17 protein-coding genes and 4 pseudogenes are annotated in these 21,537 nt (G+C 67.6%); 6 read left to right on the top strand and 15 right to left on the bottom strand.

Features of this window, described 5'->3' with window-relative positions:
• Positions 1-99: 99 nt before the first annotated feature.
• The 3 genes from CBP34_RS07735 to CBP34_RS07725 all read right to left on the bottom strand — a co-directional run bounded on the left by CBP34_RS07735 (position 100) and on the right by CBP34_RS07725 (position 3,676).
• A complete protein-coding gene (locus CBP34_RS07735) occupies positions 100-2,181 on the bottom strand; it encodes an NADPH-dependent 2,4-dienoyl-CoA reductase (RefSeq protein ID WP_094097696.1) in 2,082 nt (693 codons plus the stop codon).
• 63 nt (positions 2,182-2,244) lie between these two features.
• Entirely contained in the window at positions 2,245-2,478 is a 234-nt protein-coding gene (locus CBP34_RS07730) for a SlyX family protein (protein WP_086912056.1), read from the bottom strand.
• Positions 2,479-2,485: 7 nt separating this feature from the next.
• A complete protein-coding gene (locus CBP34_RS07725; RefSeq protein ID WP_094097695.1) occupies positions 2,486-3,676 on the bottom strand; it encodes an aminotransferase-like domain-containing protein in 1,191 nt (396 codons plus the stop codon).
• Positions 3,677-3,776: 100 nt separating this feature from the next.
• Between CBP34_RS07725 and nth the strand changes: the two genes are divergently transcribed.
• The gene (gene nth, locus CBP34_RS07720) at positions 3,777-4,415 is read left to right on the top strand and encodes an endonuclease III (RefSeq protein ID WP_094097694.1); all 639 of its coding nucleotides are present in this window, start codon (positions 3,777-3,779) and stop codon (positions 4,413-4,415) included.
• 140 nt (positions 4,416-4,555) lie between these two features.
• Here nth and cynR read toward each other — a convergent pair whose 3' ends face one another.
• On the bottom strand, positions 4,556-5,455 hold the full coding sequence (gene cynR, locus CBP34_RS07715; RefSeq protein ID WP_094097693.1) for a transcriptional regulator CynR: 900 nt from the start codon (positions 5,453-5,455) through the stop codon (positions 4,556-4,558).
• A gap of 155 nt (positions 5,456-5,610) precedes the next feature.
• On the opposite strand from cynR, the gene CBP34_RS07710 reads away from it, so the two are divergent.
• The 5 genes and pseudogenes from CBP34_RS07710 to CBP34_RS07690 all read left to right on the top strand — a co-directional run bounded on the left by CBP34_RS07710 (position 5,611) and on the right by CBP34_RS07690 (position 10,393).
• Positions 5,611-6,795 (top strand): muconate cycloisomerase family protein, encoded by a 1,185-nt coding sequence (locus CBP34_RS07710; RefSeq protein ID WP_094097692.1) that lies wholly within the window; start codon positions 5,611-5,613, stop codon positions 6,793-6,795.
• Positions 6,796-6,806: 11 nt separating this feature from the next.
• Positions 6,807-7,082, top strand: coding sequence for a muconolactone Delta-isomerase (gene catC / locus CBP34_RS07705; RefSeq protein ID WP_005799879.1), 276 nt, complete (start codon positions 6,807-6,809; stop codon positions 7,080-7,082).
• Between the two features lie 33 nt (positions 7,083-7,115).
• A pseudogene (locus CBP34_RS07700) lies at positions 7,116-8,095 on the top strand (Bug family tripartite tricarboxylate transporter substrate binding protein).
• A 44-nt stretch (positions 8,096-8,139) separates the two neighbouring features.
• Positions 8,140-9,060, top strand: a complete 921-nt coding sequence (locus CBP34_RS07695) for a dioxygenase family protein (protein ID WP_094097691.1) — start codon at positions 8,140-8,142, stop codon at positions 9,058-9,060.
• 352 nt (positions 9,061-9,412) lie between these two features.
• Positions 9,413-10,393, top strand: a complete 981-nt coding sequence (locus CBP34_RS07690) for a GGDEF domain-containing protein (RefSeq protein WP_236748534.1) — start codon at positions 9,413-9,415, stop codon at positions 10,391-10,393.
• Positions 10,394-10,542: 149 nt separating this feature from the next.
• Here CBP34_RS07690 and CBP34_RS07685 read toward each other — a convergent pair whose 3' ends face one another.
• From CBP34_RS07685 to CBP34_RS20340, 11 genes and pseudogenes are all read right to left on the bottom strand, one after another.
• A complete protein-coding gene (locus CBP34_RS07685) occupies positions 10,543-10,941 on the bottom strand; it encodes a type II toxin-antitoxin system death-on-curing family toxin (RefSeq protein WP_094097690.1) in 399 nt (132 codons plus the stop codon).
• Entirely contained in the window at positions 10,938-11,162 is a 225-nt protein-coding gene (locus CBP34_RS07680) for an AbrB/MazE/SpoVT family DNA-binding domain-containing protein (RefSeq protein WP_086912047.1), read from the bottom strand. Before CBP34_RS07680 ends, CBP34_RS07685 begins: the two co-directional genes overlap by 4 nt.
• A gap of 59 nt (positions 11,163-11,221) precedes the next feature.
• A complete protein-coding gene (cobT, locus tag CBP34_RS07675; RefSeq protein ID WP_094097689.1) occupies positions 11,222-12,298 on the bottom strand; it encodes a nicotinate-nucleotide--dimethylbenzimidazole phosphoribosyltransferase in 1,077 nt (358 codons plus the stop codon).
• A gap of 12 nt (positions 12,299-12,310) precedes the next feature.
• A complete protein-coding gene (locus CBP34_RS07670) occupies positions 12,311-13,780 on the bottom strand; it encodes a cobyric acid synthase (RefSeq protein ID WP_086927087.1) in 1,470 nt (489 codons plus the stop codon).
• Between the two features lie 38 nt (positions 13,781-13,818).
• On the bottom strand, positions 13,819-14,883 hold the full coding sequence (locus tag CBP34_RS07665) for an aminotransferase class I/II-fold pyridoxal phosphate-dependent enzyme (RefSeq protein WP_236748533.1): 1,065 nt from the start codon (positions 14,881-14,883) through the stop codon (positions 13,819-13,821).
• Positions 14,880-15,869 carry an adenosylcobinamide-phosphate synthase CbiB gene (gene cbiB / locus CBP34_RS07660; RefSeq protein ID WP_208616378.1) on the bottom strand — a complete coding sequence of 330 codons (990 nt, stop codon included), beginning with the start codon at positions 15,867-15,869 and terminating at the stop codon, positions 14,880-14,882. The genes CBP34_RS07665 and cbiB overlap by 4 nt, the downstream gene beginning before the upstream one ends.
• Positions 15,866-16,579, bottom strand: a complete 714-nt coding sequence (bluB, locus tag CBP34_RS07655) for a 5,6-dimethylbenzimidazole synthase (protein ID WP_094097687.1) — start codon at positions 16,577-16,579, stop codon at positions 15,866-15,868. Before bluB ends, cbiB begins: the two co-directional genes overlap by 4 nt.
• Positions 16,579-17,147: pseudogene (gene cobO / locus CBP34_RS07650) on the bottom strand (cob(I)yrinic acid a,c-diamide adenosyltransferase). The gene bluB and the pseudogene cobO overlap by 1 nt, the downstream one beginning before the upstream one ends.
• A 29-nt stretch (positions 17,148-17,176) precedes the next feature.
• Positions 17,177-20,458 (bottom strand): annotated as a pseudogene (cobN, locus tag CBP34_RS07645) (cobaltochelatase subunit CobN).
• Between the two features lie 200 nt (positions 20,459-20,658).
• Positions 20,659-20,814: pseudogene (locus CBP34_RS20345) on the bottom strand (hypothetical protein); the annotation flags it as partial.
• A gap of 573 nt (positions 20,815-21,387) precedes the next feature.
• Entirely contained in the window at positions 21,388-21,498 is a 111-nt protein-coding gene (locus CBP34_RS20340; RefSeq protein ID WP_335622273.1) for a hypothetical protein, read from the bottom strand.
• Between the last annotated feature and the right edge of the window lie 39 nt (positions 21,499-21,537).

Genomic DNA, 21,537 nt, shown 5'->3' with positions numbered 1-21,537 from the left:
GCCTGGAGTGCGGGTAAGGGCGGAAATCACCGGCCCGGCACCCTCTGCCCAGACCGGCACTGCATGTTACTGCGGCCCGCGCATCGCAATGGCTTGGGGCTACAGCCGTGCCGCCAGCCGCGCCGCCTGGTCGATGGCGCGCTTGGCATCGAGCTCGCCCGCCTCCAGCGCGCCGCCAATGAGATGCGGCTTGCGGCCCGCCGCTTCCAGCGCCTCTGCCAGGCTGCGCAGCGGCACCTGTCCGGCGCACAGCACCACGGTGTCGCAGGCGATCCAGGTGGGGTCCTCGCGCTGGTCACCGTAGGACACCAGCAGACCCTCATCGGCGATGCGCTCGTAGTTCACGCCGCTCACCATCTGCACCTGTTTCATCTTGAGCGTGGTGCGGTGGATCCAGCCGGTGGTCTTGCCCAAACCGGCGCCAAGCTTGCCCTTCTTGCGTTGCAGCAGCGTCACTTGCCGCGCAGGGGGCGTAACGCGCGGGCCGTTGGGGGCCAGGCCGCCGCGCGCTTCGGCCGGGTCGGTGATGCCCCATTCGGCCTTCCAGGCGGGCAGATCGAGCGTGGTGGACGGGTGATCGCCCTGTGTCAAGAATTCGGCCACATCAAAGCCGATGCCGCCCGCGCCGATGATGGCCACACGCTCGCCTACCGGCTTGCCGTGGCGCAGCACGTCGATGTAGCTCAGCACCTTGGCGTGGTCCTGGCCGGGGATCTTGGGGTCGCGCGGCTCCACGCCCGTGGCGATCACCACCTCGTCGCAGCCCGCCAGGTCGGCGGCCTGCACGCGCTGATTCAGGTGCAGGTGCACACCCGTGTCTTCCACCCGCGTGGCCAGGTAGCGCAGCATTTCATGGAATTCTTCCTTGCCCGGAATCACCTTGGCCATGTTGAGCTGGCCACCGATGGCGACAGCGGCATCGAACAGATGCACCTCGTGCCCACGCTCGGCCGCCACCGTGGCGGCCGTCAGGCCCGCGGGTCCTGCGCCCACCACGGCAATGCGCTTGCGCGCTGAGGTCGGCCGGTACACCAGCTCCGTCTCATGGCAGGCTTGCGGGTTCACCAGGCAGCTGCTGGTCTTGTTCTGGAACACATGGTCCAGGCAGGCCTGATTGCAGGCGATGCAGGTGTTGATGCGGTCGGCCCGGCCCTCTCGCGCCTTTTTCACAAAGGCCGCGTCGGCCAGCAGGGGCCGCGCCATCGACACCATGTCGGCGCAGCCGTCGGCCAGCACGGCTTCAGCCACCTCGGGCGTGTTGATGCGGTTGGAAGTGACCAGCGGCGTGGTGATGCCCGCCGCCGCGAACTCGGCTTTCATCTTCTGCGTGACCCACGCAAACGCTGCGCGCGGCACGCTGGTGGCTATGGTGGGCACCCGCGCCTCGTGCCAGCCGATGCCGGTGTTGACGATGTTCGCGCCGCCCGTGGCCACGGCCTTGCCCAGCGTGACGATTTCATCCCACGCGCTGCCGCCGGGCACCAGGTCGATCATCGACAGACGGTAAATGATGATGAAGTCCGGCCCGACGGCCTCGCGCATGCGGGCCAAAATCTCTACCGGCAGGCGCATGCGGTGGCTGTAGTCGCCGCCCCAGGCGTCGGTGCGCAGGTTGGTGGCTTGCGACAGGAACTGATTGATGAAGTAGCCCTCCGATCCCATCACCTCCACGCCGTCATAGCCCGCCTCGCGCGCCTTCACGGCGCAGTTCACAAACGCCCGGATCTGCCGCTCCACCCCGCGCGCCGACAGCGCAAACGGCGTGAACGGCGAAATGGGCGACTGCAGCCGCGAGGGCGCCACGGCCAGCGGGTGGTAGGCGTAGCGGCCCGTATGCAGGATCTGCAGCGCGATCTTGCCGCCCGCGCCATGCACCGCGTCGGTCACCACCCGGTGGCGTTTGGCCGCGCCCGAGGTCGCCAGCGTGCCCGCAAACGGCTTGGCCCAGCCCGCGATGTTGGGCGCAAAGCCGCCCGTCACGATCAGCCCCACATCGCCCTCGGCCCGCTCACGGAAGTACGCCGCCATGCGCGTGAGGTCGCGCCCGTCCTCCAGCCCCGTGTGCATGGAGCCCATGAGCACGCGGTTCTGGATGGTGGTGAAGCCCAGGTCCAGCGGTGCCAGCAGGTGGGGGTACAGCGCCTGCCCCGGTGGCGGCGCGATGCTGGCGGAAGAAGTCATGAAGGCAGCTTGGGGGTTGTTCCGGGTCCTGTCGAACCGTGTACACGATCCTGGGCCCGAGGTTCAGTAATGCGGCGGCAATTCGTCGCGCAGGTTGCGCGGGCCGTTCGAGCCGCCTTCGGGCGCCTGCTGGCGCAGCTGGATGACCTCGTGCGTGAGCCGGTCAATCAGCTCCTGCTGGCGGTAAATAGTCAGGTTGAGCTGGTCCAGCAGGTCTTCCATGAAGCTGGCCTTGATCTCCAGGCCCTCCAGCCGCTGCTGGATGTCTCGCGCATCGCGGGTGTTGTTGTCTTGCATGGCGTTGTCAGAGCGCCTGCGCCAGGCGTGCCACGCCCTCGCGGATCTTGTCCACATCGGCCGTGGCGAACGACAGGCGCAGCGTGGCGTGGTCGGGGTTCTGGGCAAAGAACGGCGTGCCGGGCACAAAGGCCACGCCTTTTTCGATGGCGGACTTGGCCAGCACGTTGGCATCAGCCACTTTGCCGCCCGCACCGGTGAGGCGCAGCCACACGAACAGGCCTCCTTTGGGTTGCACAAACTCCACGGCGTCACCCAGTTCCTTGCGCAGTGCGTCGCACATCGCCTGGGCGCGCTCGGCATAGACCTTGCGCACATTCGCCAGGGTGGCGGGCATGCGGCCGGCCTTGAGGTATTGCGCCGCCGTGGCTTGGGCAAATGTGCTGGTGTGCGCGTCGCTGAATTGCTTGCACATCACGGCCTTGGCCAGCAGCTCTGGCGGGGCAATCAGCCAGCCAATGCGCAGGCCGGGGCTGAGCACCTTGCTCAGGGAGCCGCAATGGGCCAGCAGCGCGCGGCTGCCGGGCACCTCGCTGGACAGCGCCAGCAGGCTGGGCGGTGGCGCCTCGCCAAAATACAGGTCGCCATAGGGATCGTCTTCCACAACCAGGGTCTGGTACTTCACGGCCAGCTCCAGCACCTTTTTGCGGCGCGCGAGGCTCAGCGTGGCGCCGCTGGGGTTGCCAAAGGTGGGGATCAGGTACACCAGCTTGGGGCGGTGCTCGGCAATGAGCTGCTCGAGCGCATCCACCTGCACGCCATCGCCATCGATGGGCGCGCTGATGACCTCGGCGCCATACAGGCGAAAGCACTGGATGGTGGCCAGAAAGGTGGGGCCTTCGACGATCACCTTGTCGCCGGGGCCGATCATGGTCTTGCCCAGCAGGTCCAGCGCCTGCTGGCTGCCGGTGGTGACGATGAGCTGATCGGGCGCCACATCCGGGGCCCCTTTGCTTGCCATGAAGGCGGCCAGCTGCTCGCGCAGCGGCTGGTACCCTTCGGTGGCGCCGTACTGGAGGGCAGCACCCGGCTCCTCGGCCAGAGCGGCATTGCTGGCAGCGCGAATACCGTCCACGTCGAACATGGCGCTGTCGGGAAAGCCCCCGGCAAAGCTGATGATGCCGGGCTTGCCCAGCAGCTTGAAGAGCTCTCGGATGGCAGAGGTTTCTACGTTGTTCAGACGATCGGCAAATTGCATGGACGGTGCTTTCAGTGGACGGTGAATACCGCATTGTCGCCAATTGGCATGCGGCACGGATGCGTGCAGCTTGGAACCATCAACCCCTACACTGCCCGCCATGAAAACCGCGCACATCGAACCCTTTTTCGCCACCCTGAAGGCCGCCAACCCGCTGCCCAACACCGAACTTGAATACACCACCGTGTTCGAGCTGCTGGCGGCTGTGCTGCTGTCGGCGCAGGCCACCGATGTGGGCGTGAACAAGGCCACGCGCAAGCTGTTCCCGGTGGCAGGCACGCCGCAGGCCATTCTGGCCCTGGGCCTGGAGGGTCTGGAGGGCTACATCAAGACCATTGGCCTCTACAAAAGCAAAGCGCGCCACCTGATGGCGACCTGCCGCATCCTCGTGGAGCAGCATGGCGGCCAGGTGCCGCGCACGCGCGAGGCGCTCGAAGCCCTGCCAGGCGTGGGCCGCAAAACGGCCAACGTGGTGCTCAACGTGGCGTTCGGCCAGCCCACCATGGCGGTGGACACGCACATCTTTCGCGTCAGCAACCGCACCGGCCTGGCCCCCGGCAAGAACCCGCTGGCGGTGGAGATGCAGCTGATGAAGCGCGTGCCCCCCGCCTACGCCGTCGATTCGCACCACTGGCTGATCCTGCTGGGCCGCTATGTGTGCCAGGCGCGCAAGCCGCGCTGCTGGGAATGCCTGGTGGCGCCGTATTGCGACTTTCAGCCCAAGACCAGCGCGCCTTAGCCCGGCTGACGGCGCTGCCGATGACGCTGCCAAAAGCGGATCCATCGGCGCAGCTTGCACAGCGCGTGCTTTCAACCCTTTATTGCTATTATTAAAATAGCTATAGGCGCTTTATCCATAAGCGCAAAAGGCATTTTCATTCAAATGTTTGAACGCCCACCCGTAAGCCGATGCTCTGGCCCGAGCAAGGCCGCAAATTCCACGGCCGCCCGGCTGCGGGATGCGCCGCGGCGCCACAGAATGCCGGCGTGGCGCACCATCTGCGGCGAATGCAGCTGGATGGCCTGCATGTCCGGCGCCTGGCGCGCGGCGCGCTCGGGCACGATGCAGGCCAGCTCGCCCCAGCGGCACACATCGATCAGCCCCTCCACCGATTCCATCTCCACCCGCACCCAGGGCTGCACGCCGGCCGCGCGCAGGCTGTCGTCAATCAGGCGGCGTGTGGCGAACGTGCGCGGCAGCATGGCCAGCGGCACCTGGGCCAGGGCCTTGACGGCCAGGCTGCGGCGGCGCGCCAGTGGGTGGGCCCGGTTCACCACCAGCTGCATGCGCTCCTCGAACAGGGGTTCGGTCTCGATCTCCTCGCGCTGCGTGGGGTGAAAGGCAATGCCCACATCGAGCAAGCCTTCCACCAGCTGCTCTTCGATGGGCCCGGCGCGCAGGTCGCGCACCACGATGTTCACCTTGGGATAGGCCATGCTGAAGGCCGCCACCGCGGCCGGCACCAGGGTGTGCAAGAAGGTGGGGATGACGCCCACGGTGAGCACGCCCGCCTGCAGCCCGGTCATGTCGGCCAGCGCCATACGCCCGGCCTCGATCTCCTGCAGCGCGCGGGCGGCGTGCACGCGGAAAGCCGCCCCCGCCTGTGACAGCCGCAAGCCCCGGCCCAGGCGGTCAAAAAGCTGGATATCCAGCTCCTGCTCCAGCTGGCGCAGGCCGTGCGACAACGTGGACTGCGTGACAAACAGGTTCTGCGCCGACTGCGTGAGGTGCTCGGTCTGAGCGATGTCGAGAAAGTAGCGCAACTGCCGGATTTCCATTGAGGACGCTCCCATTTATTCGTTCGATTCAATCGAATGATAAGTTGCAAATAAATCATTGGAACGTCATACGGATTAAATCTAACCTTGCCTTTTTTGCTGGCTCCAAGATGGGCCAACGCCATTTTTCTGGTCCCCAAAAAAGGTACACAGCAATGCATAGCCGCTTCACCATCGAACGCCTGCAGGCGCGGATTCTGGACATTCCCACGATCCGCCCGCACAAGCTGTCGTTTGGCTCCATCAGCCGCCAGAGTCCGGTCATCGTGCAGGTGTGGCTCAAAAACGGTGCCACGGGCTTCGGCGAGGCGGCCACCATTGGCGGCCCGTCGTGGAACGAAGAGTCACCCGAAAGCATCCTGCACGCCATTCAAAACTACCTCGCCCCCGCGCTCATCGGCCAGGACGCGGGCGGTTTTGAAGGCGCCCTGGCGCGCATGGACAAGGCCTGCAAAGGCAATGCGTTTGCCAAGAGCGCTGTCGAGATGGCGCTGATCGACGCCGTGGCCCGCACGCTCGACCTGCCCGCCTGGCAACTGCTGGGCGGCAAGGTGCACCAGAGCCTGCCCCTGGCCTGGACGCTGGCCAGCGGCGACGTGGAGCGCGACCTGCAGGAGGCCCATCTGCGCCTCACGCAAAAACGCCACCGCATCTTCAAGATGAAGATCGGCGCCCGCACACCCGAGGCCGACGTGGCCCATGTGTCGCAGATCGCGCGCGGCCTGCAGGGCAAGGCCACGCTCACGGTGGACGTGAACCAGGCCTGGGACGGCAACACCGCGCGCCGTTATCTGCCGCAACTGGTCGAAGCCGGCGTGACGCTGATCGAGCAGCCCGTGGCGCAGTGGAACGTGGAGGCGCTCAAAAGCCTCACGGCCACGCTCGATGGCGCGCTCATCATGGCCGACGAAACCGTGTGCACCCCGCAAGACGCCATGATGCTGGCGCGCGAGAAAGCCAGCCATGTGTTCTCGCTCAAGGTGGCCAAGCACGGCGGCCTGATCCGCACCCGCAAGGTGGCCGCTGTGGCCGAAGCGGCCGACATCGGGTGGTACGGCGGCACCATGCTGGAGACATCGCTGGGCAGCGCCGCATCGGCCCATGTGTTTTCCACGCTGGGCGGCCAGCACCATGGCTGCGAGCTGTTCGGCCCGCAGCTGCTGGTGGACGACATCGTCGAGCAGCAGATGCCGATTGTCGATTTCGAGCTGCAACTGCCCGACGGCCCGGGCTTTGGCGTCGACATTTCGCTGCCCCAGCTGGAGCGCTTTGACCGCGCCCGCCAGGGCCTCACCGCCGTGCACGTTGATATGGCCGCACACACCACCACCCCCGTTTAAGGAGAAAACCGATGCTGTTTCTGGTTCGTATGGATGTGAACATTCCGCGCGACTTGCCCGTGGAGCAAGCCAACGAGATCAAGGCCCGCGAAAAGGCCTATTCGCAAGACCTGCAGCGCGACGGCCGCTGGAAGAGCATCTGGCGCGTGGTGGGCGAATATGCCAACTACAGCATCTTTGATGTGGCGTCCAACGACGAACTGCACCAGCTGCTGCAAGGCCTGCCGCTGTTCCCGTTCATGAAGATCTCCGTCACCCCGCTGGCGCAGCACCCTTCGGCCATCTGAAGCCCCTCAATCCAACCCCACGAGACAAACACGATGCACACCAAACGTCACCTCCTGGCCCTGCTGGCCCTGGCCGGCCTGGGCCTGACTGCCCACGCCCAGCCTGCGGCCGCCGAATGGCCCAACAAGCCGATCCGCTGGGTGGTTCCCTTCCCGCCCGGTGGCGCCATGGACGCCATCGCGCGCACGCTGGGCGAAAAGGCCGCCAAGTCGCTGGGCCAGCCCTTCGTCATCGAAAACAAGCCTGGCGCGGGTGGCAACATTGGTGCCGACTTCGTGGCCAAGCAGCCCGGCGACGGCTACACGATGATGATCACCTCAATCGGCATGGCCACCAACAAGCCGCTGTACGGCAAGCTGAGCTACGACCCGATCAAGGACTTTGCCCCGTCAGCCTGCTGGCCGTGGTGCCCAATGTGCTGGTCACCAACGCCACCCAGCCCGATGTGAAGACCGCCCGGGACGTGATCGCCGCGGCCCGCAGCGCACCCGGCAAGCTCACCTATGCGTCGGCCGGCAACGGCACCTCCATCCACCTGGCGGGCGAGGTTTTCACTTCGCTGGCCAATGTGGACATGCTGCACATTCCTTACAAGGGCAGCGGCCCGGCGGTGGCCGACCTGCTGGGCGGCCAGATCAACTACATGTTTGACAGCATCACCTCGGCCCGCCCGCACATCCAGTCGGGCAAGCTGCGCGCCCTGGGCGTGACCACGGCCAAGCGCTCCAGCACCCTGCCCGAGGTGCCCACCCTGGCCGAGGCCGGCGTGCCCGGCTACGAGGTGTCACCATGGTTTGCCGTGTTCATGCCCGCATCCACACCCAAGGCCATCGTCGGCAAGCTCAACAAGGCCTTGCTGGCCGCGATGAAAGACCCCGACGTGGTCAAGCGCTTTGAAACCATCGGCGCCGAGCCCGTGGGCTCCACCCCCGACGAGCTGGCCAAACACCTGGCCCGCGAGTCCGAGCGCTGGACCAAGCTGATCACCGAGCGCGGCATCAAGCTCGACTGACCCTCCCTGCATTCATTCTACCCCATTCCACCGAGGAGACATCCATGTCCGAACTCACCCAAGCCCAACTGCTTGCACTGGTCAACACCAAGAAGATCGCCCCCGGCAATGCGCGCGTGCGCCAGCTCACCGAGCGCATCGTTACCGACCTGTTCAAGACCATCGACGAACTCGATGTGACCCCCGACGAGTTCTGGGCCGCCGCCGGCTGGCTCACGCGCCTGGGCGCGGCGGGCCAGACGGGCCTGATCACCGCGGGCCTCGGTTTTGACCGCCTGCTCGACATCCGTGCCGACGAGGCCGACGCCAAGGCGGGCCGCGCAGGTGGCACGCCGCGCGCCATCGAAGGCCCGCTGTTTGTGGCGGGTGCACCCATGTCCCAGGTCGAGGTGCGCCTCGATGAGGGCGAGCCCAAGGGCGAAGTGTTCGTGATGGAGGGCCAGGTGCAGGACCTGAACGGCCAGCCTGTGCCCCACGCCTCGGTGGATGTGTGGCACGCCAATGAGCTGGGCGGCTATTCGCACTTCTTCCCCGGCATGAAGCCCTACGAGCTGCGCCGCCGCATCGAGACGGGAGCCAAGGGCCAGTACCGCTTTCGCTCGTTCCTGCCACCTGGCTACGCGATTCCCCCGAACAGCCCCACGTCCGAGCTGTTCGAGGCCCTGGGCCGCCACGGCAACCGCCCCGCGCACATCCACTTTCTGGTGGCGGCACCCGGCATGCGCACGCTGACCACACAGGTCAACATCCCCGGCGACACTTACATCGACGACGACTTTGCCTTCGCCACGCGCGATGGCCTGATCGTGGCCCTGGAGAAAAACGTGGCGCCTGCAGGCTACGAATCGCTGGGCATCAGCGCGCCCTTCACGCGCACGAAGTTCAACTTCGTGATGCAGAACGCCGCCAGTGCCGACGAAGCCCTGCCACTGACGCGCATGGAGCGTGTATCCACCCCCGCCTGAACAGCCCTGCGCTCACAGCCCGAAAGCCGCCACCGCAAGGGGGCGGCTTTTTTTGACCGTGCGTTCTCGAGATTGGCAGCCAACCAAGCACTCCCGCCGCACGCAGGCAGCCACCCCCCAAATTTGTTCGCCCAAAAAGGGCTGTCTGGCTATACTGAATCAAACATTTGTTTACAGCCCGTCCCTGTTGCCCCTACCGGAAGATGCAACTCGATCCGCACACCCTCATTGTCATGGCGGGGTTCATGTCCACGACGATGGCGGTGGTGCTGTTGTTCATGCGGAGCAATTACCCCCTGGCATCTGCGGGCTGGACTACTGGGCTGCTGCTCCCGTGCTCTGGCTCGTGTCAATGCTGCTCTTCAGCAGCCGTGGTGAGCTCCCCCAATTTCTCTCAGTCGTTCTGGCCAACCAGGCGCTGCTGATGGGCGCCACGGTCTATTACATCGGCAGCCGCCGATTCCTGGGACATGGTGGTGGATGGGCCTTGTGGGGCAGCGTCGCGGTCGCATCCACGCTGGTGATTACATGGCTGACTTACGTAACGCCCAGTTATGCAATGCGCGTCGCCATCTTCTCGCTGCTGATGGCGGTGCTGTATGGCGCGCACCTGCGCTTTCAATTGCGACATGGGGGCAAGGGCTTTCCCACACGGCTGGTGCAGGTCGTGCTGGCGCTGCACATCCTGGTGCTGATGGCGCGCTTCACTTCGGTCCTCATGGGCCGGGCCGGCAACGGCGTCATGGAGCCTTCACCTTTCCAGACGATATACATGGGCGCGTATGTGATGACGGTGCTGATGCTGTCCATTGGCGCCATCTTGCTGGCGACCGACCGGGTGCGCACCGAACTGGAGCACCTGGCCACACACGACTCGCTCACCCAGACACTGAACCGCCGCGCCGTGATGCAGCTGTGCCAGGAGGAACTGGACCGCGCCCGCCGCTATGGCCACGGGCCGTCGATCATGATGCTCGACCTGGACAACTTCAAGGCGGTGAACGACACCCATGGCCACCAGCATGGCGATGCGGTGCTGGTCCATTTCGCTGCGTGCACCAAGTCTGCATTGCGCAGCGAAGACCGCCTGGGTCGTTACGGTGGCGAAGAGTTTCTGGTTCTGCTGCCCGACACCGATGCCCCGGCAGCCCACCATGTGGCACAACGCATCCACGCGCTGCTTCAGGCAGGGCACCCGCTTGACTGCCAGCTCAGCATCGGGGTGACCAGCTGGCAGGGTCAGACGGACACCCTGGACGCCATGCTGGCACGCGCCGACGCTGCGCTCTACCAGGCCAAGAAGCGGGGCCGCAACCAGACCTGCGCGGGGTGACGGCCGCCTTCCAGGCGCCTCGCCCACACCGCCGTGCATGCGCTGGCATGGCGGTATGCCCGCACTTGATTGCTATATTTTCAATAGCTTCATGCGCTTGCTACACAAGCGCTAGAACCATAAATGGCTTGGAATCGATCAAAACCTTCTCATGCCCGTGCAGCGCTGTGCATACGCAGCCACGCCGCAAAGCCTTCTTCCGACATGTCGCCGGCGGCAACGGCGAGCATTGTGAGCACACACGACGCATCGTCGGCCCCCAGCACCTGCCCATTAAGGCGTAGAAAAAGTTCGGCAGCCACAAAACCGGTGCGCTTGTTGCCATCGATGAACGGGTGGTTGCGCGAGATACCGTAGCCATAGGACGCCGCCAGCGCTGCGGCGTCAGGTGGTGGATCGCCATACGCCTGCAGCTGGAGCGGTTTGCCCAGGGCCGAGTCGAGCAGGCCGGCATCGCGCACGCCGGCGCCGCCACCGTGCTCGGCCAGTTGCATCTCGTGGATGGCGACAACGACTGCGCGATCTAGCCAGACCCATTCGCGCCTCATTTGGCCAGCTCGTGCAAGACAGCCCGGCGCTCTTTCATGATCTCGCGTGCCACGCGCATCTGCGCTTCGAACTCGGGGTTATGCGTCGTGATGCGCAAGCCGTCGGGCGTTTCTGTCACGTACAGCTCGTCGCCTTTTTCCAGTTGCAAGCGCGCGAGCAGCTCTTTGGGAAAAATGGCGCCGACGGAGTTGCCGACCTGGGTAAGTTTGAGGGTGTGCATGGTGGCCTTTGTAATTACATTTGTAATACTACTGCTAGCGCACCACCGCGTCAAAACCATCACGCCGACTGCGTGGCCACCCCCGCCGCCTCGAAGCTGGCCATTTCGCGCAGGATGCAGCAGGCCGACTGCAACAGCGGCCAGGCCAGCGCCGCGCCCGAGCCCTCGCCCAGGCGCAGGCCCATGTCCAGCAGCGGCCGGGCCTGCGGATGTGGCACCAGGTGCGCCAGCAGGTGCGCATGGCCGGGCTCGGCCGAGCCGTGGGCAAACACGCAGCGCTGCAGCACGTGGGGTTGCAGGCGCGCGGCCACCAGCACGGCGGCGCTGGTGATGAAGCCATCGACCACGATCACACGGCGCTCCGACGCAGCCTGCAGTACGGCGCCCACCAGTGTGGCGACCTCGAAACCACCCAGCGCGGCCAGGGCGTCGAGGGGTTCGACCGCGCCCTCATTGGCCTGCAATGCCTGCGCCAGCACGGCGCGCTTGCGCGCGACGCCGGCCGCGTCCAGGCCGGTGCCGGCGCCGGTGCACTCGTCCAAAGGTATGCCGCACAGGCGCGACAGCAACAGCGAGGCCACCGAGGTGTTGCCAATCCCCATTTCGCCCAGAAGCAGCGCGTTGCCGGGCAGATTGCGCACCACGTCCATGCCGTTGGCCAGCGCCTGGGCGCATTGCGCGGCCGTCATCGCGGGGCCGGTGGATGCGTCGTGCGTGCCCGGCGCCACCTTGCGCACCAGCAGCTGTGGCTGGCCGGGCACGGCAGGGCGCAGCGCAAAGTCGCGCGCCACGCCGCAGTCCACCACGGTGAGCGCCAGGCCATGCTGGCGCGCCAGCACGCTCACGGCGGCGCCACCGGCCAGAAAGTTTTCGACCATCTGCCAGGTCACGTCGCTCGGGTAGGCCGACACGCCGCGCGCCGCCAACCCATGATCGGCCGCGCAGACCAGCATTTGCGGGTGCTCAAGCTGGGGTGACTCGCTGCCCAGGATCTGGCCGATGCGCAACGCCAGCGGCTCCAGCCGGCCCAGCGCGCCCAGGGGCTTGGTCTTGTGGTCGATGCGGTGCTGCAGGCGCGCCGTCAGCGCGGTGTCGTGCAGGTCGGAAATGACAGGAATCGTGCAGTTGAAGGTCATGAAAAAAATGGCTCAGGAATGGATCAGGGATTGCAATACGCCCGGCGCAAAGTGCGCCTGAAGCGCATCGGCCAGGCCGTCAAACACGGCATCGAGCGTGCGCACGGGCGCGTTGCCGGACGTGGCAAACAGCGCCTGCAAGGCAGCCGAGTCTTCAAACAGGCCATGCAGATACAAACCCAGCACATTGCCCGCGCGGTTTTGCCAGGCCAGGCCGGGAATGGCCGCCCGCGCCACGTCGCCTTTGGCCGCCATGGCGGTGTGCTGCGCGGTCTGGCCGTGGTGAATTTCGTAGCCGGCCACCGGCACGCCCGACAGTGCCGCCCAGGGACCGTCCGCCAGCTGGCCAAAGCGCGCCTCGGTGTGGCGCACCGTTTTGGCGGGCTCGAACACCGTGACCAGCGGCAGCAGGCCCAGGCCGGGGCCGTTGCCGTCGATGCCTTCGGGGTCGATCAGCGCCTCGCCCAGCATCTGCAGGCCGCCGCAGACACCCAGCACTGCGCCGCCGCGCCCGGCGTGCGCGGCAATGGCGCTATCGAGCCCCTGCGCGCGCAACCAGGCCAGGTCGGCCGCCGTGGCCTTGGAGCCGGGGACCACGATCCAGTCGCGGAGCTGCAGGAGCGCCACATCGGCCGGACTGCGCACCCACTGCAGGCGCACTCCCTGCATGTTCTTGAGCGGCTGGAATTCGTCGAGGTTGCTGATGCGCGGGTAGGCGATGACGGCAATGGTTTTTGTCACCACCCCGGCGGCAACGCTGCGGTCGTCAAACACACCGTCTTCTTCGGGCAGGCCGTGCTGCCACTGCATGGGAATGGTGGCCACGGTGGGCACACCGGTCAGCTGTTGCAGCATCTGCGGGGCGGGCGCCAGCAGGGCCGCGTCGCCGCGAAACTTGTTGAGCACAAAGCCGTGGATCAGCGCACGCTCGTCCTCGGGCAGCAGCGCCCAGGTGCCATACAGGTGGGCAAACGCGCCGCCCCGGTCGATGTCGGTCACCAGCAGGCAGCGGGCCTGCGCATGGCGCGCCACACGCATGTTGACGATGTCGCTGGCGTGCAGGTTGATTTCGGCGGGCGAGCCAGCGCCCTCGATCACCACCACATCGTTGTCGGCGCGCAAGGCATCGAGCGCCGCGGCGATCTGCGGCCAGACCTTTTCGCTGCGGCCGCGCCAGGGCATGGCCGTGAGTTCGGCGCTCACCTGCCCCATCAGCACCACCTGGCTGTGCGTGTCGGCCTCGGGCTTGAGCAGCAGCGGGTTCATGCGCACCTCGGGCCGGGCGTTTGCGGCCAGGGCCTGAAAGTATTGGGCGGAACCGATTTCGCCCCAGGCGCCGTCGATACCCTCGACCACGCGCGCGTTGTTGCTCATGTTCTGCGCCTTGAACGGCGCGACCTTGAGTCCCAAGTTGCTGTAGTAACGGCACAGGGCGGTGGTCAGCCAGCTTTTGCCAGCGCCGCTGGTAGTGCCCAGCACCATCACGCAGCGGGCCAGTGGGCGAGCCGAAACAGTCGTTGTCATGCCATGTCTTTCTGGTTGGGAAGGGTCGCCACCATTGCGCGCCACGCGGCAACCAGTGCGTCCTGTGAGGCGGGTGGCAGCACGCCCAGCCGCACTTGCCCCGGCAAGCCAAACGAAGCGCAGTCGCGCAGCTTGATGCCCGCATTGCGCAGCCCGTCGAGCATGTGCGCGAAGGCCTGCGGCGGATGGGAGCCATTGGGCAGGGCGCAGAAATAGTTGGCCAGGCTGCCGGGCTGCACCTGCCAGCCCAACTCCGCACACAACCCCTGCTGGCGCGCTTTCCAGTCGCGCAGGCTACCCAGGCTGTGCACCAGCCACTGCTGCACCACAGGCTCCATCCATGCCTGCAACAACGCCACGCCATGCGCCCCCACGGGCCACGAGGGGGCCAGGGCATTCAGGGCCAGCACCTGCGCATCCATGCCTGCGGGCGCCACGGCGTAGGCTGCGCGCACCCCGGTAAGCCCCAAGGCCTTGTTGGGCGTCCACAGCTGCCAGCAGGCCGGTGGCAGCTGCAACGCGGGCACGCCCGTCCAGGCGCCCTCCTCGTCCAGCCGCAGCGGCGCGTAGGCGCAGTCCAGCACGCGCAGCACTGGGGCGGTGGCCCCATGCCGCCATCTATGCACAGCAGGGTCGGTACAGCCCAACGGACTAGAGGGCTCGCAGGCCCATTGCAAACCCGCAGCGGCGACGACGCCGCCCCGCACCACTGGCAGGCCACGCGCCTGTGCCGCCTGGGCATAGTCGCCATAGCTGTGTGCGGGCAAGGCCACCTGCACCGCACCCTGCTGCGCCGCCAGCGCGGTAATGCGGTGAATGAATTCACTGGCGCTGGCCGCCAGCACGATGCGCGCCGGGGGCACGCCATGAAAAGCACCCAGACCCTCGCGCAGCGCGGCGTAGGCCGGGTCGGGGTAGCGCGTGGCGTCGGCCGCCTGCACGGCGTGCAGCGCCTCGGGGCACGGGCCACAGGCGTTGCTGTTGGTCGAAAAATCGTGCAGCGGCACGCCCGCCGCATCGGGGCCACCATGCATGGGCAACACCGCCACCACGTTGGTCATGCGCCGGTCGCCACCACGACCAGGCAGTGAACCACCGCCGCCAGCGGCACCAGCGCCATCACCACCGTGGACACCAGCTTTTCCGCGCGCCGCGTGTCAAGCGGTCCGGCTTTGCGGCCCTTGCTGTTGAGCACATAAACGCCCGGCTTGGCCAGCCGCACCCCCAGTGCCATGGACATCGCCGCCATGGGCCAGCCGCTGTTGGGCGAGGGGGTTTTGCGCGCCTGGCGCGCCAGGGTGCGCAGCGGCAGGCCCCGTGCGGACAGCGCCAGCAGCAGCGCCGTGATGCGCGCGGGCAGCCACGACAGCACATCGTCCGCGCGGGCGGCCCACTTGCCCGCCCATTGCCAGTAACGGCCGCCGCGCATGCCCGGATAGCCCCACATGGCATCGGCCGTGTTGGCAAAGCGGTACAGCGCGGCGCCGGGCAGGCCCAGCAACGCAAACCAAAACAGCGGCGCCACCACCGAGTCGTTGAGGTTTTCGGCCAGCGATTCAATGGCCGATTCGCGCACCTGCAATGCATCGAGCTGCGCCACATCGCGGCTCACCAGGCGCGACAGGCGCTCGCGCCCCTCGGGCAGCGAGCGGGCCAGAGCGTCTTCCACCGCCAGCACTTCGTCGCACAGCATGCGCCAGGCAAACAAGGGCTTGAGCAGCAGCGCCATCAGCGCCGCCGCCAGCACCCAGTGCAGTTGCAGCGCGGCCCATTGCAGGCCCCAGAAGATTACAAAAACCATAGCTGCCAGCGCACACCAGACAAGCGCTGCAGCCCAAAAACACTTCCAATCGGCCGACCTGGGCGACAGCGGCGCAAGCCGCTCGCCCCACCAGCGCAGCACCTGCCCCATCCACACCACGGGGTGCGCGCGCGCGGGCGGCTCGCCCAGCAGGCGGTCCAGCCACACCGCCAGCAGCAGCGCCACCGCGCCCAGCAGCGCCGCCACCATGGACTGGGGCAACATCCCTACCGCTTCGAGATTCATGGCGTTGGTCCTTCCGGGAACAGGCTGCTGGCCTGTCCCCAGGCATTGTCGAACACCAGCGCCTGCAGCGGCTGGCGCTGGGCCCAGCGGGCCTGGGCCAGCATGGGCTCGGCATAAAACGCCTGCACCGGCCCCAGGCACAGCAAGGCGATCGGCTCGGCACCCTCGGGCAACTGCAGCACGCGGGCCACGGCGGTGGGGTCGAACAGCGACACCCAGCCCATGCCCAGGCCCTCGGCGCGCGCCGCCAGCCACAGGTTCTGGATGGCACAGGCGGCCGAGGCAAGGTCCATCTGCGGCAGCGTGCGGCGGCCAAAGATGTGCTTTGCGCGGCCATCGGCCAGCGAAACCGCCAGCACCTCGGCGGCATCCAGCAGGCCCTGCACCTTCAGGCGCATGAATTCGTCCTCGCGCTCGCCCAAGGCGCGGGCCGTAAGCACGCGTTCCTGCTCCACCAGATCGTGCAACTGATGGCGCAATGCGGCGTTGGTCACGCGCACGAAGCGCCACGGCTGCATGAAGCCCACGCTGGGCGCATGGTGGGCGGCCTGCAGCAGGCGGCGCAGGGTTTCGTCCGCCACCTGGCCGCCGGCAAAGTGGCGCATGTCGCGCCGTTCAAAGATCGCCCGGTACACGGCCCGGGCATCGCCGGGCGCAAAGGCCTGGGAGGAATGGTTGGCGCTGCCTGCGCCCTCCACCGCCGTCACCATCAGTCCTCGATGCCGCGCTGCGCGGGCACGCCCGCCTTGAACGCGTGCTTGACCAGCTGCATCTCGGTCACGGTGTCGGCCAGCTCGATGATCTCGGGCGGGCAGCGGCGGCCGGTCAGGCACACATGCACATCTTTAGGCCGGTCGCGCAGCGTTTGCAGCACGCCCTCGAGCGGCAGCCAGCCATAGATGAGCGGGTAGGTGATCTCGTCGAGCACCACCAGAAAATAATCACCCGACAGAATCGCGACACGCGCCTTCTCCCAGCCGTCACGCGCCAGTTGTGCGGAGTGCTCCAGATCCTGGCTCTTCCAGCTGAAACCGTCGCCCAGGCCCTCGATGGGAATGCCGATCTGCTCGAACATGCGGTGCTCGCCAAACCGCGCCGTGGGCACCTTCATGAACTGGAAGATCTTCACGGACTTGCCGCGGCCATGGGCACGCAGCGCCAGGCCAAAGGCGGCAGTGCTCTTGCCCTTGCCATCGCCGGTGTTGACGATCACCAGGCCACGGCGCTCGCCCTCGGTTTTTCATAGCGCTTCTCGGTGGGAGGTGTTTCAATTTGCATGGCGTTCATTCTTTCAGAGTGGTCGGGCGTCACATCGCGGCCCGTTGCGGCTTTGGGGACAGGGAAGATGGGCGGCGGGCCTGCCAGGCAGCGCCAGCGAGCACCACCAGGGCCATGACCAGCAGCGCCACGATGCCAGCCATGCGTTCCAACAACGTGATTTCGGTCACTGTGGCTTCGCGCTCGGGCTGGCGCTCCAGCAGCACGCCCATGGCGGGCAGATCGGGCGCGACCGGATGGAGGTTGGCCTGGGGCGCAGGTGCAGGCAGATCGGCGGACAGTGGCGCGGGCTGCGCCAACGCAGCTGCAGGCAACCGCGGCGTGGCCGCGGCCACGCCGACGGGTGCAGGGGCGGCGCCCTGCACGGCATGCTCGACCCAGCGGCGCACGCTGGGCAGCTCGGCCGCCAGCGGCGCCGCGCGCGTCAGCTCCTGGTACATCTGCGCGAGTTGCTTTTGCGTGTCGGCATCGGCCTGCCAATAGCCCTGGCGCTGCGCCTGCACCAAGCGTTCGAGCGACTGGGCGTAGGCCTGCGGGTGTTCCTTCAGCCACTCGGGCAGACCGAGCCGGTGCTTGTCGCGCACCAGCACGTCGTAGAAGCTTTGCCAATGGTCGCTGCGCACCGTATCGGGCGCCACGGCCTGCCAGCCCCAGGCGAACTGCACGGCCTTGAGCACCTGCAGCGTGCCCGAATAGCCCTCGGCCTTCTGGGCCTGCAGCCAGCCGGGGTGCAGGTAGCGCGACTGCATCTCCAGCGCAATGGCGCGCTGCGCGGTTTCGGTAGTGGGCTCGCCTGCATCCTGCAGCTGGGCCACATGCAGCTCCAGCCCCTGCGCTCGCCCGGCCACGCGGGCTGCGGCCGACAGGCCGCCCAGGTACTGGAACGGGTCGTCCGAGCTGACCATGGCGTACAGGTTCGAGCTGCGCGAGAGGATGGCGGCATCGGTGCGGCGCAGGTGGGCGCCCAATGCCTGGGCCGCCACACCGCCCACAACGCCCGTCACCGGCTCGCCATCCAGGTAAGGCTGACTCATGCGTTCGAGGAACATCTGGCCCAGGCGCGCATCGTTGGTTTGCAGGCCATCGCTTTGCACCGCGTCCGACAGGCCGGTGCCATAGTCGCCCACCGCATTGCCGAACGAGCGCACGCGCGCCAGTTGCTCGGCCTGCGCCCGGGGCACGCCTTGCTTGCGCAGCTCCTGGCCGATCTGCTCGGTATTGCGTGCGATCACATTGCCGGGCTCGGCAGTGGCGGCCTGGGCCACGGCGCGGTCGAGCAGCGCCATGAGAGCCGGGAACTGGTCGCGGTACGAGCCGGTAATGCTCATGAGCACATCGACGCGCGGGCGTTTGAGCTCGTCGGCCGCGATGGTCTCCACGCGCACGGGGCGGCCCGCGTCGTCCCACACCGGGCGCATGCCCAGCGCCACCAGCGCCTGCGCTTCCATGATGCCCTGGTGGCGCAGCGTTTCGCCCGCCCACAGCGACAGGGCCATGCGCTGCGGTGCCTGGCCGCCATGGCGTGCCTGGTAGTCCTTGAACCAGTCGTTGAACAGCGTCTGTGCCACGGCATAGGCCTGGCGCGTGGGCAGGCGGCTCGGGTCCAGCCCCGTGAGGTTGCGGCCTGTGGGCAGGCTGTCGGGGTTGCGGATGGGGTCGCCACCGTAGGCGGCGGGCAGGTAGCGCCCTTCCAGCGCAGCCAGCAGGCCGGGCAGCTCGCCCTCCGTGGCCAGCAGGCGTTCCAGCTCTTGCGCGCGCTGTGCCAGTTGCAGCAGCGCGGGCGTGTCGATGGGCTTGCGCGCGGCGCGGTTGGGCACATGGTCTTCGGCGCGCACCAAGTCGGATGTACCCGCCGCACCCGGCGTTGCCGCCTGTGCAGGCAGCACGGGGCGCAGGTCCAGCACGCTGGCGGCCTGCGCATCCTTCAAGGCCACTTCCAGCCAGCGTGCGGGGCGGGCTGCCAGCACCGCATCGTGCCGGATGAGGAAGGCTTCGTCGATGTCTTCGCCCAGCGCCTCGATCAGCGGCTTGCGCAGCGCCTGCAGGGTGGTCTCCAGCCGCTGCTCGGGCGCGGGCACGCGGCCGAACACGGCCAGGCCCTTGGGCTGCGAGCTTTGCGCGAGCTGGTCCAGGTAGGGGTGCAGGATTTCAAGAAAGCCGTGGAAGTCGGCCGCGATGCGGTCAGCGCTCCAGCCCAGGTCGCGGTGCAGCTGGTGCTCCACAAACTGCGCCACCAGCTGCTTTTCGAGCGCCCGGCGCGTGGGGCCTTCGTCCACCGTCTCCCATTCGTGCATCACCTCGTGCATGTGGGCCATGCGCGCCTCGAAGCCGGCCGGGGCGAACACCGGCGTGCGGTGGCTTACCAGCACGGCGCGGCCCGGCGCTTGGCCGTGAGGGCCTCGCCCAGGTTGTCCACGATGTAGGGGTAGACCACGGGCAGGTCGCCCAATGGCAGCAGCGCGTCGTCATGCACATCGAGCGCACGCGCCTTGCCGCCGGCCCATTCCTGCGTGCCGTGGGTGCCGAAGTGAATGAGGGCATCGGCCTCCCGCTGCGCCCACAGGTACACCGCCAGGTAATGGTGCGACAGCGGCGCCTTGCTCTTGTGCATGAACGGGTTCTGGCCCAGGCGCAGGGTTTCTTCGCGCGGGGGCTGGGGCAGCACGGCCAGATGGCCCACCTGCAGGCGCGGGATGGCGAATACCTTTTCGCCCTGCCACTCGACCACGTAGCGGCTCTTTTCGGGGCGCCCCAGTGCGCGTTCATGCGCTCGCGCACGGCCTTTGGAAAAGTGGCCAGGTGCTGCTCATAGCGCGCCAGCGGCAGCGCGGCGGCCTGACCGCTTTGCAGCAGCGCGCGCAGGTCGGCGCCAGGGTAGTAGGCGGCCAGCAGCGGCTTGAGGCCGTCGATCCAGCCCTGCTCAGGCACCTGCTGCGTGCGGTAGCCCGCCTGCGCCAGGCCGCTGGAGACCTGCTTCAGGCTGCGCGGCACGTTGAGGAACGAGGCGCCAAAGTTGGTGCCACCCGGCGGGTAGTTGTAGACCATGGCCACCAGGCGCTTGTCGGCGGCGGGTTGGGTCTGCAGCGCGATCAGCCGCCGCGCCTTGGCGGCCACGGCCTGGGCCTGGCGCTCGATGAAGCGAAAGTCTTGCCCCTCGGCGCCGTGGCGGCGACCAGGACCGGATCGATGGCGCCGGCAGCCTCGGGCTGCGCGAGATAGAACGGCACATCGGACAGAGACAGGCCCGTGTCGCTGGCCTCCCACGCAGCGGCATCGCCCGCGCGGTAGGGCTGGGTGGCGAGCAGCGGCACGCCCCAGCGCGCCAGCAGCGGCTGCAGCGCGGCGGCTTGGGGCACGAGCTGGTGCAGCACCAGGGCCGAGGCATGCAGGCGGCCGGGCCGGTGCCCGCACCGCCCACGGGGGGCAACTCCAGCACCTCGGCCAGCGTCTGCGCCGTGACCTGCTGGCCAAAGGCCGCATAGGCGAACAGGCCCTGCTGGCGGAAGGTGCGCAGCCAGGCATCGAGCCACTCCGTACTGCCGTCGATGAAGTGGTGGCGATGCACCAGCACGGCCACGGCGGGCAGGCTGCGCAGCGCGGGCTGGCCCTGGCGCCAGGCCTCCAGCGCGGCGGCGTGGGCAGCAGGCGGGCGCGTCGGGTGGTAGATGCCACGGGGGGCAGGATGTCTGGCGCGGGCACGGTGGGCAGAGCTGTGCCCCGCACCACGGCCTGTGCCAGGGCGACGGCGTTCTTCAGGTTGCTCGGGCCGCCCGCCTGCAGGTAGGCCACCATGCGGGCGGGAGCCTCCAGCGCAGACAGGTCAACAACGGGCGTACCCGCAGACACCCAGACCACGCGGCCCGGGGCGCGTGCGGCGCGGACATCGAGCTGCGCGCCCACCATGCGGCGCAAGCGCGCCTCCACGCTGGCATGTGGCGCATCCACCCACACCAGCGCAGCGCCGGCCAGAGCGCTCTCCAGCTTCTGGGCCTGGGCGGCATCCAGTACCGCCGGGCCGGCCAGCGGGTAGTCGATGTGCACAAAGCCCAGGCCCGCCTCGGCGGCCAGGCGCTGCACCATGGCCGTGCGCGGGCCGTGGTGATGTCGGAGGTGAGCCACAGCAGCACGGGCGCTGTCTTGTCGGCGCCGTCGGCTCTGTGCGCCTTCTCCGCCGGTGCGGCCTGCACCAGTGGCGCAGCCAGCAGCAGACACCACAGTGCCACGCGCAGGACCAGCGTCTTCATGGCGTGGCGGGTGCGCCGCTGGCCGAGGCACTGGCTGGCGCAGCGCCCGTTTCAGGGATGTAGACGATGTTGCCGTCTTCGAGCTGGTAGGCCACACCCGCGCGCACGCCCTGCCCTGCGCTGCGCTGCCCGCGCCCTTGAAGCGC

Source organism: Acidovorax carolinensis (assembly GCF_002157145.1).
GTDB classification, from domain to species: Bacteria; Pseudomonadota; Gammaproteobacteria; order Burkholderiales; family Burkholderiaceae_C; genus Acidovorax; species Acidovorax carolinensis.
Note: the sequence above shows the minus strand (reverse complement) of the source record. Positions and strands in the feature narration are given on the sequence as shown.

Bases quoted from the DNA above. Each gene is read 5' to 3' on its own strand.
- CBP34_RS07735 (WP_094097696.1), bottom strand. From the start codon at position 2,181: ATGACTTCTTCCGCCAGCATCGCGCCGCCACCGGGGCAGGCGCTGTAC.
- nth (WP_094097694.1), top strand. From the start codon at position 3,777: ATGAAAACCGCGCACATCGAACCCTTTTTCGCCACCCTGAAGGCCGCC.
- CBP34_RS07690 (WP_236748534.1), top strand. From the start codon at position 9,413: ATGCTGCTCTTCAGCAGCCGTGGTGAGCTCCCCCAATTTCTCTCAGTC.
- CBP34_RS07710 (WP_094097692.1), top strand. From the start codon at position 5,611: ATGCATAGCCGCTTCACCATCGAACGCCTGCAGGCGCGGATTCTGGAC.
- CBP34_RS07665 (WP_236748533.1), bottom strand. From the start codon at position 14,883: ATGACCAACGTGGTGGCGGTGTTGCCCATGCATGGTGGCCCCGATGCG.
- catC (WP_005799879.1), top strand. From the start codon at position 6,807: ATGCTGTTTCTGGTTCGTATGGATGTGAACATTCCGCGCGACTTGCCC.
- CBP34_RS07695 (WP_094097691.1), top strand. From the start codon at position 8,140: ATGTCCGAACTCACCCAAGCCCAACTGCTTGCACTGGTCAACACCAAG.
- cobT (WP_094097689.1), bottom strand. From the start codon at position 12,298: ATGACCTTCAACTGCACGATTCCTGTCATTTCCGACCTGCACGACACC.
- cynR (WP_094097693.1), bottom strand. From the start codon at position 5,455: ATGGAAATCCGGCAGTTGCGCTACTTTCTCGACATCGCTCAGACCGAG.
- CBP34_RS07730 (WP_086912056.1), bottom strand. From the start codon at position 2,478: ATGCAAGACAACAACACCCGCGATGCGCGAGACATCCAGCAGCGGCTG.
- CBP34_RS07725 (WP_094097695.1), bottom strand. From the start codon at position 3,676: ATGCAATTTGCCGATCGTCTGAACAACGTAGAAACCTCTGCCATCCGA.
- cbiB (WP_208616378.1), bottom strand. From the start codon at position 15,869: ATGAATCTCGAAGCGGTAGGGATGTTGCCCCAGTCCATGGTGGCGGCG.
- CBP34_RS07680 (WP_086912047.1), bottom strand. From the start codon at position 11,162: ATGCACACCCTCAAACTTACCCAGGTCGGCAACTCCGTCGGCGCCATT.
- bluB (WP_094097687.1), bottom strand. From the start codon at position 16,579: ATGGTGACGGCGGTGGAGGGCGCAGGCAGCGCCAACCATTCCTCCCAG.
- CBP34_RS07670 (WP_086927087.1), bottom strand. From the start codon at position 13,780: ATGGTGCTGGGCACTACCAGCGGCGCTGGCAAAAGCTGGCTGACCACC.
- CBP34_RS07685 (WP_094097690.1), bottom strand. From the start codon at position 10,941: ATGAGGCGCGAATGGGTCTGGCTAGATCGCGCAGTCGTTGTCGCCATC.